General features: G+C 65.7%; 16 protein-coding genes. 8 read left to right on the forward strand and 8 right to left on the reverse strand.

The features are described 5' to 3' along the window. Positions 1-77: 77 nt before the first annotated feature. A complete protein-coding gene (locus F3087_RS28670; protein WP_150405165.1) occupies positions 78-470 on the reverse strand; it encodes a RidA family protein in 393 nt (130 codons plus the stop codon). Positions 471-609: 139 nt separating this feature from the next. Between F3087_RS28670 and F3087_RS28675 the strand changes: the two genes are divergently transcribed. The 4 genes from F3087_RS28675 (at position 610) to efeB (ending at position 4,857) form a co-directional block, all read left to right on the forward strand. After that, complete coding sequence (locus F3087_RS28675) at positions 610-1,425, forward strand: hypothetical protein (protein WP_150405166.1); 816 nt, start codon at positions 610-612, stop codon at positions 1,423-1,425. 117 nt (positions 1,426-1,542) lie between these two features. Then, positions 1,543-2,445, forward strand: coding sequence for an iron uptake transporter permease EfeU (efeU, locus tag F3087_RS28680; RefSeq protein ID WP_150405167.1), 903 nt, complete (start codon positions 1,543-1,545; stop codon positions 2,443-2,445). 32 nt (positions 2,446-2,477) lie between these two features. After that, on the forward strand, positions 2,478-3,599 hold the full coding sequence (efeO, locus tag F3087_RS28685) for an iron uptake system protein EfeO (RefSeq protein WP_150405168.1): 1,122 nt from the start codon (positions 2,478-2,480) through the stop codon (positions 3,597-3,599). Then, positions 3,580-4,857: an iron uptake transporter deferrochelatase/peroxidase subunit gene (efeB, locus tag F3087_RS28690; protein WP_150405169.1), complete on the forward strand. Its 1,278-nt coding sequence runs from the start codon at positions 3,580-3,582 to the stop codon at positions 4,855-4,857. Before efeO ends, efeB begins: the two co-directional genes overlap by 20 nt. A gap of 120 nt (positions 4,858-4,977) precedes the next feature. Here the strand turns inward: efeB and F3087_RS28695 are convergent, their stop codons facing one another. Beyond that, positions 4,978-5,325, reverse strand: coding sequence for a hypothetical protein (locus F3087_RS28695; protein WP_150405170.1), 348 nt, complete (start codon positions 5,323-5,325; stop codon positions 4,978-4,980). A gap of 249 nt (positions 5,326-5,574) precedes the next feature. Here F3087_RS28695 and F3087_RS28700 point away from each other — a divergent pair, with 249 nt between their 5' ends. Beyond that, positions 5,575-6,381, forward strand: coding sequence for an SDR family NAD(P)-dependent oxidoreductase (locus F3087_RS28700; RefSeq protein ID WP_150405171.1), 807 nt, complete (start codon positions 5,575-5,577; stop codon positions 6,379-6,381). 47 nt (positions 6,382-6,428) lie between these two features. Next, complete coding sequence (locus tag F3087_RS28705; RefSeq protein WP_223885416.1) at positions 6,429-7,124, forward strand: DUF2306 domain-containing protein; 696 nt, start codon at positions 6,429-6,431, stop codon at positions 7,122-7,124. An 11-nt stretch (positions 7,125-7,135) separates the two neighbouring features. Here F3087_RS28705 and F3087_RS28710 read toward each other — a convergent pair whose 3' ends face one another. Both F3087_RS28710 and F3087_RS28715 read right to left on the reverse strand, forming a co-directional pair. Further along, on the reverse strand, positions 7,136-7,384 hold the full coding sequence (locus F3087_RS28710) for a hypothetical protein (RefSeq protein ID WP_150405173.1): 249 nt from the start codon (positions 7,382-7,384) through the stop codon (positions 7,136-7,138). Positions 7,385-7,492: 108 nt separating this feature from the next. Further along, positions 7,493-8,707 carry a cytochrome P450 family protein gene (locus tag F3087_RS28715; protein ID WP_150405174.1) on the reverse strand — a complete coding sequence of 405 codons (1,215 nt, stop codon included), beginning with the start codon at positions 8,705-8,707 and terminating at the stop codon, positions 7,493-7,495. Positions 8,708-8,909: 202 nt separating this feature from the next. Between F3087_RS28715 and F3087_RS47505 the strand changes: the two genes are divergently transcribed. Together F3087_RS47505 and F3087_RS28720 are read left to right on the forward strand one after the other, a co-directional pair. Beyond that, complete coding sequence (locus F3087_RS47505; protein ID WP_375917211.1) at positions 8,910-8,987, forward strand: tryptorubin family RiPP precursor; 78 nt, start codon at positions 8,910-8,912, stop codon at positions 8,985-8,987. Between the two features lie 80 nt (positions 8,988-9,067). Beyond that, positions 9,068-10,129: a cytochrome P450 gene (locus F3087_RS28720; protein ID WP_150405175.1), complete on the forward strand. Its 1,062-nt coding sequence runs from the start codon at positions 9,068-9,070 to the stop codon at positions 10,127-10,129. An 11-nt stretch (positions 10,130-10,140) separates the two neighbouring features. Here F3087_RS28720 and F3087_RS28725 read toward each other — a convergent pair whose 3' ends face one another. The 4 genes from F3087_RS28725 to F3087_RS28740 all read right to left on the reverse strand — a co-directional run bounded on the left by F3087_RS28725 (position 10,141) and on the right by F3087_RS28740 (position 12,695). Further along, entirely contained in the window at positions 10,141-10,833 is a 693-nt protein-coding gene (locus F3087_RS28725) for an aquaporin (protein ID WP_150405176.1), read from the reverse strand. Positions 10,834-10,864: 31 nt separating this feature from the next. Then, positions 10,865-11,101, reverse strand: coding sequence for a hypothetical protein (locus tag F3087_RS28730; protein ID WP_150405177.1), 237 nt, complete (start codon positions 11,099-11,101; stop codon positions 10,865-10,867). A 143-nt stretch (positions 11,102-11,244) separates the two neighbouring features. Further along, positions 11,245-11,832, reverse strand: coding sequence for a hypothetical protein (locus F3087_RS28735; protein ID WP_150405178.1), 588 nt, complete (start codon positions 11,830-11,832; stop codon positions 11,245-11,247). Between the two features lie 107 nt (positions 11,833-11,939). Beyond that, on the reverse strand, positions 11,940-12,695 hold the full coding sequence (locus F3087_RS28740) for an ABC transporter permease (protein ID WP_150405179.1): 756 nt from the start codon (positions 12,693-12,695) through the stop codon (positions 11,940-11,942). Between the last annotated feature and the right edge of the window lie 147 nt (positions 12,696-12,842).

Below are 12,842 nucleotides of genomic sequence, written 5' to 3' on the forward strand. Positions count from 1 at the left end.
TGACGTCAGTAGGGCTTGACGTGTCCTGCCTGTCTCGCCGAAGCCGGCCCGCGGCGCGGCCTCGGCGAGGACGCAGGCTATTCGGGGATGAGCGCGATCGCGTCGATCTCGATGAGCGCGCCGGGGCGGCCGTGCTCGGCGGTGGAGATCACCGTGATAGCGGTGCGGTGATTCCCCCAGATCGATTGCGACGCTTCGTATCCCGCCCGCGCATCGTGCCCGTTGACCAGGTAGATATTCAGTTTGACGACATGTTCCGGCCCGGTGCCCGCTGCCGTGAGTACCGATAGCACGTTGCGCATCGCCTGTTCGGTCTGCGCCTCGATGCCGTCGAGCAGCTTTCCGCTGCTGTCGGTACCCAGTTGGCCGCCGACATAGAGCGTCTGACCGGCCGGCGCGACCACACCCTGCGTGAACGCCGGGCTGTAGGGCAGCTCTTCGGGGTCGAGGTGTGTCGTCTTCAAGGTCATGGATGATCCTCCCTGCGATGCTGAATTTCCCACCCGATAGCAGTCTGGCAGCAGGGTCCGACAAGTGCCGGGTCTTCGGGCGGCGAACTCGAGTAGTCGTACGGTGTCGCCGCTGTCGGCCGGTCGCGATGCTGGACCGATGAAGAAATATTGGGGATTGTTCTGGGCCGCTGCGGTTCTGGTGATCGTGGTTGCCGCACTGGCGATTTGGGCAGATCTGGCGGCGTCGACGGTGATCGGGGCGGGACTGGGGTTCGTCGCGTTCTTCTGGTTCGGCGCAGTGTTGACCGTGCCGTGGAATCTGTACTTCGCCGCGCGGCAGGCCGGGCACCGGCTCGACGCGGCCCGCCGGCGGGAGATCGCGGTGCCTGCGGAGCGGGCGCGCGAAGTCGGCACGTTGGCCAAGCGGCTGTTGCTGGTGGCTGTTGCGTCGCATGTGGTCTCGGCGGTGGTCGCCGCGGTGGTCGCACTGGTCACCGGGTACGAGATCGGCTACTACGTTGCCGGGTTCTTCCTCGTGGGCGTGCTGATTCGGCCGGCGGCAGCGTATTTCGCCTACCTGCGCGCGCGGATCGCGGCCATCTCCCGCGAGGTGGGCTTCCCGCCCGACGACGTGCGCACCCTGCGCGAACAGGTGCGGTTCCTGACCGAGCGGCTCGACGCCGGCGAGTCGAGCGCCGCCGCCCGCGCCGAGTCCGACGCGCGGCAGCTGGACGAACTGCGCGACGAGGTGCGTCGACTGGATCAGCGGGCTCGGGAGGACCAGCGGAGCATCCGCGACGGGGTGGCGCGCGATCACGCCGAACTGGTCCAGCGGGTCGGCGCGGTCGATCAGCGGGTCACCATCATGGCCGCCCGCTTCGACGCCGCGCTCGACGGAATCACCGATCAACAGGAGATCCTCGCGGGCCTGCGTGCTTTCGCGCGATTGATGCGTGCAGAGCCTGCGGCTTGATCGTTGCCCGCGGTAGTCCTTTCCGGTCCGGGTTTCTAAACTGGCTATCTGCGTGTAAGACTAGGTTTGCCTTGCCGAACTGTGGTTAGGCTCGGTTTGGTTCGACTGGGAGTGGATTTGAGAGAGCAGGCGTTCGCTTCCGACGCACCTTCGGTCGCCGCACAATTGTTCGGCAGCGGTTTGATCGGACTGCGCGAGGGACTCGAAACCGGCATCGTGGTCATGATTTTGGTCGCGTTCCTGGTGAAATCACAACGTCGCGAGGCGTTGAAATGGGTCGCGCTCGGAGTCGGCGCTGCCATTGTGATGGTCGCCGCGATCTTCGTCGGCATTCGCTACGGCACCTCGACGGTGACCGGCCTGGCCGCGGAACTGATCGCCGGCCTCGCCTCGCTGGCCGCGGTGGTGATCGTGACCTGGATGGTGCTGTGGATGCGGACCGCGTCCCGGACCATCTCGGGGGAGTTGAAGGCCGGGATGTCACGGGCCCTGGACGTCGGTCCGGTGGCGATCGTGGCGCTGGCGTTTCTCGCGGTCGGGCGCGAGGGCGTGGAGACCGCACTGCTCATGGTCGGTTACGCCGAGAACACCACTGGCAGCTCGTGGCCGCTGATCGGGTTGCTGCTGGGCATCGTGGTCGCCGCGGTGCTGACCGTGCTGATGTATCTGGGCGCCGTGCAGATCAATTTCGCCACCTTCTTCAAATACACGGGTGCGCTGCTGGTCGTGGTCGCCGCCGGGATTCTCGCCTACGGGATCCGGGCGCTGCAGACCGTGGACTGGCTGCCGGGATTGGCCCAGAACGCCTTCGACATTTCCTCGTGGTTTTCCATGTCGAGCTGGTACGGCACCGTCGCGCAGGGCATCTTCAACTTCCGCGCCGACCCGACCGTGCTGCAAGTCGTCGCGTGGGTTCTCTACGTGGTCGTGGTGCTGTTCCTCTTCCTGCGCCCGGTCTCCGCCGCCAGCCTCAACCGGGGAAATCCCCGGACCCCGACAGACACCGCGGCCACGCCGTGACGACGAAAGGTCCACTCTCCGTGCGTTTCCCCATGATTCCCGTAGCGGTCGCGGTGACGGTGCCCGCACTGCTCGTTTCGTGCACCAGTAAGACCGACAACGCATCGGCAAGCGATATCGCGGTCACCGCGAACGACACCAGCTGCGCGGTGGCCAAGGACACGGCCGAAACCGGACAGGTCACCTTCCGGATCGCCAACAACGGCACCAAGGTCACCGAGTTCTACGTGTACGGCGCCGGCGAGCGCGTTATCGGCGAAATCGAGAACATCGGTCCCGGTCTCACCCGCCAATTGATCGTTTCCGTGCCCGATCCCGGCAAATATCAGACGGCGTGCAAGCCCGGCATGGTCGGCGACGGAATTCGGCACGATTTCACCGTCACCGGGCAGGCGCAGAAACGGGATGAATCGGGCAAACTGGCCGAGGCGGCCGACGGTTACAAGCGCTACATCCTGAGCCAGGTGAGTGCGCTGCAGGAAACCACGAAGTCGTTTGTGGCAGCGGTGAAGGCCGGGGATATCGAGTCCGCCAAGAAGCAGTACCCGATCACCCGCACCTACTACGAACGCATCGAGCCGGTCGCCGAGAGCTTCCCGAACGATCTCGATCCGCGCATCGATCTGCGCGAGGCCGATGTCGCCGCTGGCGACAAGTGGACCGGATTCCACCGGCTGGAGAAGGATCTGTGGGCCCAGGGCCTGCAACCCGACACCAACCAGATCGCCGACCAGCTCCTCGCCGACATGGGTGAACTGGCGGCCGGCGTGAGCGCGGCCGGCTACACCGTCGATCCGGTGCAGGTCGCGGGCGGTGCGCAGGGCCTGCTCGATGAGATCGCGCGGACCAAGATCACCGGCGAGGAGGACACCTTCTCGCACACCGATCTGTGGGACTTCCAGGCCAACGTCGACGGTTCCCAGGCGGCGATCGCCAGCCTGCGGCCGATCCTCGACGAGCGCAACCCCGACCTCGGCACCCAGATCGACCGGCGCTTCGCCGAACTCGACAGCGAACTGGCCAAGTATCGGCAGGGCGACGGACACGTCAGTTACGAGACGGTCAACAGCGATCAGCGCGCGGCGCTCGCGCGGCAGATCGACGCGTTGTCCGCCGTGGTGAGTCAGGTGCAGGGTGTCGTCGCGGGATCGTGACCCCGGGCGGGGCGGAATCTCCCGGCGCGGACTGATCGGGTCCGCGGGGATCGGCGTCGCCGCGGCCGGTGCGGGTGTGCTGGCCGGGCGGATGTCGAGTCCGGCCGCCGCGGCCACCGCCTCGGGCATCGTGCCGTTCCGTGGCGCCTACCAGGCGGGCATCGTCACGCCGACCCAGGATCGGCTGCATTTCGCGGTATTCGACGTGCATACTCGTTCGCGCGACGAACTCATCGGTCTGCTCAAGACCTGGACGTTGATGGCGGAGCGGATGACCTCGGGGCGCGAGGCCGAGCCCGACGGTGCCGTCGGGGCGGGCGCGTACAAGCCGCCGACCGACACCGGTGAGGCGCTCGACCTGTCGTCGTCTCGGCTCACCCTGACGATCGGTTTCGGTCCGTCGCTGTTCGTCGGCGCGGACGGTGCCGACCGTTTCGGTATCGCGTCGCGGAAACCGAACGCGCTCGTCGATCTGCCGAAGTTCACCAAGGACGCGCTCGAACCCGCGCGCAGCGGTGGCGACATCGCCATCCAGGCCTGCGCCGACGACCCGCAGGTCGCCGTGCATGCCATCCGCAACCTCGCCCGGGCCGGCTTCGGCGCGGTCTCGGTGCGCTGGTCGCAGCTCGGCTTCGGTCGCACCTCCTCGACCTCGACCAGTCAGACGACCGCCCGGAACCTGCTCGGTTTCAAGGACGGCACCCGCAACATCAAGGCCGAAGACCACGACACGGTCAACAAGTTCGTCTGGGTCGACCGCGCCGACGACCAGGCCTGGATGGCCGGTGGCTCCTACCTCGTCACCCGCCGCATCCGCATGCTGATCGAGCCGTGGGACCGCACCACCCTGCACGAGCAGGAACGAGTCATCGGACGTACCAAGGGATCTGGCGCACCGCTGGGTGCCCGCGACGAGTTCGACGAACTCGACCTCCAGTCCGCCGGCCCCTCCGGCCCCCTCGTCGACACCGACGCCCACGTCCGCCTGGCCTCCGCCGAAGAACTCGGCGGCATCCAAATCCTGCGCCGCGGCTACAACTTCACCGACGGCTCCGACGGTTTCGGCCACCTCGACGCCGGCCTCTTCTTCATCGCCTACTGCCGCAACCCCCAAACCCAATTCGTCCCCATGCAAAACAACCTGGCCCGCAACGACGCCCTCAACGAATACATCAAGCACGTAGGCTCCGCAGTCTTCGCCGTCCCCCCAGGCCTGGGCCCCAACGACTACTGGGGCTCAACCCTTTTCACCGCCTGATCTCTGCGGCAGCGCCAGATGCGCTGCCCCACAACACCTTCGGCGTACCGATGGTTCGCGTGCGGATACCAGCATGATCGGGCCCCTGGGCCGGTGATGAACCGGCCCAGCGGTATTCGATCAGCTGTTCCGGCGACGCAGCGCTTCTAGATCCCGACGGCGAACGCAAACCCAGTCGTCCGGGTGCTCCCGATTCGGCGGTGCGTCCGGGGATTCGATCGTTTCCGCGCGCAGTATGACGTCACTACCGCGGGGATTGTCCCAGCGATCTTGACCGTGCATCGACTCCACGACCAGACGGTGATGTTTCGATGCGAACTTGATCACCGGGTCTTTGCGGTGTTCGTAGATCAGTACGTACATGCCATTCGGCAGCAGCACGCGCTGCTTCGGGTAATCCGGATTGGTTCCCATTGCTGAACCCTGCTTCCCGTGGTGTTCTCCCGCCGCCCGGTGCTGGGCGGACATGCGGCAGGTTCGGACCTGCACGGACAGGCTAGGGCCTGTCCGCTCCGAGATCCGCGTGTTCGTTCTCGTCGGCACGGCTCGCACGGCTGGCACGGTGAGGGAGGGCGCGACTGGTGCCCTCTGCCTCCTCGACTTCGATTCCGTCACCTTGCGGTCCAAAACTTACAGGTGTTACCTCTTGCGCTCGGTGAGCTTACGGTCGTAGCCTTACGGTGTTAGTTCAGCGGATCGGACGAGTGAGGTAGGCGGATGGGCAAGGTTTGGTTTATTACCGGGGTGTCGCGGGGGTTTGGGCGAGAGTGGGCTTCGGCGGCGTTGGGGCGGGGGGATCGGGTTGCGGGGACGGCTCGGGATTTGGGGGCGGTGGCGGATCTGGTGGGGGAGTTTCCGGAGACGTTTTTGCCGGTGCGGCTGGATGTGACGGATCGGGCCGGGGACTTCGCGGCGGTCGAGCGGGCGGCGGGGCATTTCGGGCGGCTCGATGTGGTGGTGAACAATGCGGGGTTCGCGCAGTTCGGCATGGTCGAGGAGCTCGGCGAGCGGGAGATCCGGGCTGAGTTGGAGACCAATTTCTTTGGAGCGCTGTGGATTACGCAGGCGGCGCTGCCGATTCTGCGGGCGCAGGGGAGCGGGCACATCATTCAGGTGTCGAGTCTCTGGGGGATCGCGGCGTCGCCGAGTGTGGGTGCGTACAACGCGTCGAAGTGGGCGTTGGAGGGGTTGTCCGAGGCGTTGGCCGCCGAGGTCGCCGATTTCGGCATTCATGTCACGGTGCTCGAACCGGGCACCTATGACACCGGGTTCACGTTGAGCCGATTCGCTACCGAGAACCCAGCGTACGACCAGGTGCGCACCACCGCCGCCGACTCGGGGCAGAGCTTCGGCAAACCCAGCGCGACCCGTTCCGCTCTGTTGACTCTGGTCGACTCGGACAAGCCGCCGTTGCGTCTGCTGCTGGGCGATACGGCCCTGCGGATCGTCACGGAGGAGTACGAATCCCGGCTCGCGCTGTGGCGTGAATGGGAATCGGTTTCCGCAGCGGCACAAGGCAATTGACCTCGGCAATCCCAGCTAAGTATCGGAGTCCGCTTATGTCCGTCGCCATGTCATCGACCGTTCGCCGGCGTTGGTGGTGGTTCCTGTGGGGCCTGCTGGTCGTGTTCGCGATCGGTATCGCGGCCTTCTTCGTGACCCCGTACCTGATGGGCAGTTCGACCGTGCCCATCGACCGGAGCATCGTGGGGTACTACCTGAGCCTGGTGGTGCACGCGGTGCCCGCCGGCCTGGCGTTGATCATCGGGCCGTGGCAGTTCGTGCCACAGCTGCGGGCGCGCTTTCCGAAGTGGCACCGGATGGCCGGCCGGGTGTACCTGATCTCGGTCGTGGCGGCCGCTGCCGCAGCGTCGTATGCCGCCGCGGTGACGCCGAGTGGTTTCGCGTTGCAGGTCGCGTTCTACATGCTGGTGGTGGCATGGTTGTATACGGCCACGCAGGGCTATCGAACGATTCGGCGCGGTCAGGTGCAGCTGCACCGGATCTGGATGATCCGCAACTACGCGTTGACCTTTGCCGCCGTCACGCTGCGGTTGTATCTGCTGGCCGGCACACAACTGGCGAAAGTCATTCCGTCACTGGAGTATCGGGATATCTATACCGCGAGCGCGTGGGCGTCCCTACTGGGCAACGTGTTGGTCGCGGAGTACTTCATCATCCACGCCACCCTGGACCCTCTGGTCCGCCGGAAGCGGGCCAGCACCGCGGTCGCCGGCGCGCCGCAGTCACTGAGCCGAGCCCGCTGATCGCCGGACAGCTACTGCCCGTCCACAGCGAGCGTTCCGAACCGACTGACGTTCGCGTGATTGTGCCCGTCCGCGCTGGTGATCACGACCTCGGTCGGATTGGTCAGGGCGATGCAACAGAAATTATCCCCGTCTCGCTGAACGGTTACCGACAGCAGACGCCGATGCTTGCTCTGCTGCCACTCCTCCATTGCGTCGTACAGCCCTCGCATAGAAGGATTTTCGAAGTAGACGAGATTGTGCTTGTTGATATCCGACATGAGCCCGGTCTCCATTCGTGCCGACGGGAGCTTTGCGACACCACTCCGGTATCCATCGTAGGCCGTCGCAAAAAGCTCTCTACCGCAAGATGTTTCGTTCGGCAGTGCTCAGATCCCCAGCCGCACCGGAAGTCCGGTGAGGGTGGGGAAGCCGAATTTGTGGTGCCAATCCAGGTCGGCATAGGGGCGGGCGAGTCGCAGGTGGGGGAAGCGCTGGAGGAGGGCGGAGAAGGCGACCGTTGCCTCCATGCGTGCGAGGGGTGCGCCGACGCAGAAGTGGGCGCCGTGGCCGAAACTCAGGTGTTGAGCGGCGTCGCGGCCGATGTCGAGGCGATCCGGGTCGGTGAACTGCGACGGGTCGTGGTTGGCGGCGGCGACGGCGATGTGCACGAATTCGCCTGCGGGGATTTCTGTATCGCCGATCTGCACCGGTTCGGCGGTGTAGCGGATGGTGGAGAAATGGATCGGGCCGTCGAAGCGCAAGAATTCTTCCACGGCCGCCGGTAGCGCTGAAGGGTTGGCGCGCAAGGTTTGGGACAGTGCATCGTCGCGCAATAGTGCGAGCGTTCCGGTGGTCAAGAGATCGACCGTTGTTCCGTGTCCGGAGACCAGCAACATGACCGCCATGTCCATAAGTTCCACTTCGGTGAGAGAATCACCGTCGTCCTGGGCGTGGATCAGCCGGGACAGCAGATCGACACCTGGCCGCGCCCGCTTTCGTGCCACCAATCCGCGTAGATAGGAACGCAATTCACGGAATGCCGCGGCGCGCTCGTCGCCGACCACTTGGAACAGGTTCTGCGCCCACTGTTGAAATCCCGGCACCTCGTCGCGTGGCACGCCGAGCATCTCGCAAATCATTCGGACCGGCAGCGGGAAAACGAAAGCCGTGAGCAGGTCGACCTCGTCGTTTTCGGCCATCTCGTCGAGTAGTGAGCGGGTGGTTTGCTCGATGTGCGGGCGCAGGTCGGCGATGGCTCTGCGGGTGAACGCCTGGTTGACCAGCTTGCGCAGCCGGACGTGTTCGGGCGAGTCGCTGTTGGTCATGTTGCGGTCGAGGTTGGCGAGTGGTGCGTTCGCCGGGGCGTCCGGATGTTGTTGGCGGAACAGCTTTTCGATGCCGTCGGCGCTCTTGCGCAACCGTGGATCCCGGAGCGCGGAGCGCGCCTCGGCGTAGCCGACGACCAGCCAGCTGACCACCCCGGAGGGCGCGTGTATGCGCAGCACCGGCCCCTGTCCGCGCCACCGGTGGTAGTGCCCGTGCGGGTCGGCGTGGAAATCGTTGTCCAGCGTTTCGATTCGGGTCGAGGCCGCGATATTCATAGTGCGCCTTCACTATTCGCTGCGCGTGCAAAATAGACCGACTCAACGGTACGTAGGATGCGTAATTTGTGCGTCACCGGTGCATCATTTGACGATAACTTATCCGAAAAATACCTGCCGCCCAACACGTTTCGCATACGCTCTTCGGGTGCCTGCGATCCAGGCACACTCACCGAACACACTCACAACCGGAGGTGGAGTCATGACTCTCGTACGTATGGTCAAACGGATTAAGCAAGAGAAGAGTCTGAAGAAGTACGCCTGGTACGGCTGGATCTGACTCTTCCAGTACGTTGTCGCACTCGCGTCCGCTGGTTACACTACCGGGCGCGAGTCCCGCCTGCCATCCGGGAGTTCGTCATGTCCACACGGCACATTGCCGGAAATTCGCGGACCATTGTCTTCGCCCCGCGGATCGCCGAACTTTTCGAAAAGTATTGTGGTGAAGACCTCTTTCGCCTGGAGCCGGACACCATCGGAATTGCCGGCGCCGAGCTGATGGACGCGGTGCTGGGCGCCCGGCCCGCACAGCCCGACGAGCGACCGACCTTCAAACCCGTGCATCGGCGGCTGGTCGACCGGGCCGATGCCTCCGCGTTCATGCAGGCCGTCGGCGCCGACGTGCGCACGGCGTTGAAGGCTCCGCTCGATGCCGATGGCCCGCTCGTCGGCGTGTGGCCGCAGCGCGCCCACGACTACGTGCGCGATCTCGTCTTCGGCGGGGAAGACATCCGCTTCCGCGTGCTGGTCGACCGCAGGCTCGAACTGACCCCGAAGCTGACCTGGTCGGTGGTCACCTCGGGAGCCGCGCTGATCGGCCGAACGGGCGCGGAGCGTCCGCTGTCCAAGCTGGCGACACAAGTCTTCCAGGCCAACAGTTTTCGCGATCGCCGGTACGCCATGTATCTGTATCGCAGAGTCGCGGCACCGGTCTGTTTCACGGTGGCCGCCCTGGTCACCAGCGCGCTGTGGCTGGCGTCGCCGCTGGATCCCCAAACCTCGAACCGCAATATCCTGCTCGAGACCCTGCGTTTGCTCCCGCCATCCTGGAATCTCTTGCGTCTCAAAGGTTCCGAGTTCCCGGCCGTCGACGCACGCATCGGCACGGGCGACGACCTCCTCTTGCTGCCCCTGCTCAGTCAGCGTGACCCGCGACTCTGGGCGGCCCCGAACGAATTCCGCCCCGAGCGCTGGGATCGCCTCGACCCCGAGACCCACCCCGGCTACCTCCCGTTCGGCCACGCCTCGGAACGATGCTGGGGCCGCCACATGGTCATGCCCTTAGCCGAACGCATCCTCGACCTCGCCCGCCGCGACGGTCTTCGCGTCGACCCGAACCAGACCGTCGGAAAGGTCGAACTCGACGGCCTGCTGGAACTGGCGTCGGTCCGAGTGCGCTCGGGATCGACTGCGGCACAGTAGAAGACGGTCCGCTACACGTCCGCGCGATTCAGCAGCCGGAACGCCAGGCCTGCCGCGGCGCCGCCCAGCAGTTCGACAATCAGATAGAGCAGCGTCCACGGGCCGAAGAGGCCCAGTACCTGCCCGCCGAAGAGCACGGCCGGATTGAATACCGCGCCGGAGACGCCGCCCACCGCGATGGCGCCGGCCGCGACGGTGAATCCGATGGCCAATCCGTAGAACGAGTTGTTCGGATGGTCGGCGCTGGTGGCCACGTTGAGCACCACGTAGGCGAGGGCGAAGGTGAACAGGAGTTCGGCGACGAGAGCATCGGCCAGCAGGTGACCTGTCGGGTTCACGGCCGATCCGCGTGCCCCGCCGACGAGGAGGCGTACGACCACCGCCGCCACCAGCCCGGCCACCACCTGGGCCGACCAGTAACCGGCGGCCGCTGCGGCGCCGATTCGGCCGCGGATCAGCGCTGCCAGCGTCACCGCGGGGTTGTAATGCCCGCCGGAGATGTGGCCGCCGGCATAGACCATGACCATGAGCGCCGCTCCGATCGCCAGCGGCGCAAGCGAACTTCCGCTGTGCACCGCCGATCCGACGGTGAAGACGAGAAAGAATGTGCCGATCGCTTCGACCGCCAGCTTGCGGGCGATGTCCCGGCCAGGGGTGTCGAGGATGGTGTGTGCGGCTGTCGCGGTTGGGGCTGAGGTAGCCATTGTCCGATCTCCACTTTCCACTTGCGATGTGCTATTTCTCGGCCGGCGTTCGCAGTTCGTACTCCCGCAGCAGCGCGGCTGCGCCGTCATGTCGGCGCAGCTGGCCATCGGGATCCAGGCAGACCTCGCCGCAGAAGTGCGAGGCTCTGCGGGTGAGGTCCGGCAACGAATGTCCGCATACCCAGAAGGCCGCTGCCGCAGCGTCGTACGCCACGGGAAATCGGCAGATGCCGACGTCGGCAACGGGGGTCGCGGATCGCTCGTTCATTCCTGACTCCTCGCGTCTTCCAGCCGCGCAGGCAATCCGTGAGCGTCGTCGCAGAAGCCTGCTGTCAGGTGAAACGTATTGCCCGCCTGGATGGTTCAGTAGAGGAGTCAGACCCCTTTACTGATGATGGACGCGGGGTATGCCTATTGCGTTGGCGGCGACCAGGTTTCGAGGTCGGTGAAATCGGGTGGCGGCTCGGTGGTGCGTTGCTCGGTCAATGCGGCGGCGTCCCGGCGGACTGCTCGACGGGCCCACCAGCCGAAGAAGCGGCTGTCGGCGCGCATTGCTCGTACGCAGATCGCCAATTCTGGTTTGATCTCGTATCGGATGGGGAGTGTGATCGCCATCTGTGCGTCGGCGGACACGAGTGGCTGGTGCCATGCCCATTTCCGGTAGACGCGGCCGAAGATCCGGGATCGCTCCCAGAGTGCGCGGTAAGCGGCTGCGGTGGTGGGGGATTCGAGCTCGAGCCAGCCGAGGTGAAAGCCGACGGCGCTCATGATCTCGCCGTGCTGGGTGTCGAGTTTCGTGCGGGTCGCCGCGGTCGAGTCGGTTCGCCGGGCGACCCGGTACGGGATCTCCTGGTACTGGCGGATCGTGCGCAGCGCTTCGGCGTAAGTTTTGATCCGCTGCTCGCGCCGAGCCGCGAGCTGATTGATCACATACCCGGCGAGTGCCGCGGAGGCGGCGATGATGGCGGTGATTATCCCGACGATCGCTGCGGCGTTCATGCTTCCCCCGGTCGGAGCCGAAGATATGGTTCACCCGATTGTCGCGCGGGCGTGACCCGCTCAGCTTCGAATTGATCGGATAGTGACACAGGGTCGTCGAGCCCGGCTCATCGATGCCTGCTGACCTGCCGGTGCACGCGCCCGGTGGCGACCAGTTCGATCGTCACGGCGACCGCGCATGATTGAGCCAGCAGCAAGCCCAGTAGCACGAGGACCTGTACGGCGGCTGCGTGGGCGGCGGAACCGCTGGCGACGAGTACGCCGACGAATGCTCCTGGGAGCGTTACCAATCCGACGGTTCGGGTTTGGTCGACGCCGGGCAGTAGGGCGTCGGTCGCGGTTGTCCGGATGATCTCCATCCGGGCGTCGCGTTCGAGGAAGCCCAGGCTCAGTGCGGCCTCCACCTCGCCGAAGCGTTCGGTCAGTGTGTCCAAGGCGCGGCGGGCGGCCAGCGAGGTCGCGGTCATCGTGCCGCCGAGGATGATCCCGCCGATCGGAACGATAGCGACACCTTGCAGTGGAACGACCCCGCTGACGAGCATCGGCAGCAGTGTCGCCACCGACCCGGCACCGATCGAAACCGTAAGCCACGCCGCCGATCGCCCCGCCTGCGCTCGCTGCGCGGCAGTGAACACCGCCGCGCCGAACATCAGCACCAGCACCAGTATCGACGACCACAGCGCCGCCAACGCCGCTGCCAAGATCAACGCGACCGCCGCCAGCTGAATCACCGCACGGGCGGCCGCCAGCGGCGCAACGCGCACCGGCCCCAGCTGCGCAACCCAATACACCGCCGCGGCCGCGCCGACCAGAACCACGCACAGCACCGCCAGCCCGACCCCTGGCGTCGCCATCGAATTCATCCCGCGGACCTCCGTCGACTCGTGCGTGCTGACGGCACCATCATTGGCGAGCGGTCACGGCGGTGTTCGACCGACCGGGTCGGTGACCTGCAACACCGACCGATACGGTGACGGATTCGCGGAGAGGGAAGCGTCCCTAGCGTTCTC

It is taken from the genome of Nocardia colli (assembly GCF_008704205.1).
Lineage (GTDB): Bacteria > Actinomycetota > Actinomycetes > Mycobacteriales > Mycobacteriaceae > Nocardia > Nocardia colli.

Bases quoted from the DNA above. Each gene is read 5' to 3' on its own strand.
- F3087_RS28670 (WP_150405165.1), bottom strand. From the start codon at position 470: ATGACCTTGAAGACGACACACCTCGACCCCGAAGAGCTGCCCTACAGC.
- F3087_RS28675 (WP_150405166.1), top strand. From the start codon at position 610: ATGAAGAAATATTGGGGATTGTTCTGGGCCGCTGCGGTTCTGGTGATC.
- efeO (WP_150405168.1), top strand. From the start codon at position 2,478: ATGATTCCCGTAGCGGTCGCGGTGACGGTGCCCGCACTGCTCGTTTCG.
- F3087_RS28695 (WP_150405170.1), bottom strand. From the start codon at position 5,325: ATGTCCGCCCAGCACCGGGCGGCGGGAGAACACCACGGGAAGCAGGGT.
- F3087_RS28700 (WP_150405171.1), top strand. From the start codon at position 5,575: ATGGGCAAGGTTTGGTTTATTACCGGGGTGTCGCGGGGGTTTGGGCGA.
- F3087_RS28705 (WP_223885416.1), top strand. From the start codon at position 6,429: ATGTCATCGACCGTTCGCCGGCGTTGGTGGTGGTTCCTGTGGGGCCTG.
- F3087_RS28710 (WP_150405173.1), bottom strand. From the start codon at position 7,384: ATGTCGGATATCAACAAGCACAATCTCGTCTACTTCGAAAATCCTTCT.
- F3087_RS28715 (WP_150405174.1), bottom strand. From the start codon at position 8,707: ATGAATATCGCGGCCTCGACCCGAATCGAAACGCTGGACAACGATTTC.
- F3087_RS47505 (WP_375917211.1), top strand. From the start codon at position 8,910: ATGACTCTCGTACGTATGGTCAAACGGATTAAGCAAGAGAAGAGTCTG.
- F3087_RS28720 (WP_150405175.1), top strand. From the start codon at position 9,068: ATGTCCACACGGCACATTGCCGGAAATTCGCGGACCATTGTCTTCGCC.
- F3087_RS28725 (WP_150405176.1), bottom strand. From the start codon at position 10,833: ATGGCTACCTCAGCCCCAACCGCGACAGCCGCACACACCATCCTCGAC.
- F3087_RS28730 (WP_150405177.1), bottom strand. From the start codon at position 11,101: ATGAACGAGCGATCCGCGACCCCCGTTGCCGACGTCGGCATCTGCCGA.
- F3087_RS28735 (WP_150405178.1), bottom strand. From the start codon at position 11,832: ATGAACGCCGCAGCGATCGTCGGGATAATCACCGCCATCATCGCCGCC.
- F3087_RS28740 (WP_150405179.1), bottom strand. From the start codon at position 12,695: ATGAATTCGATGGCGACGCCAGGGGTCGGGCTGGCGGTGCTGTGCGTG.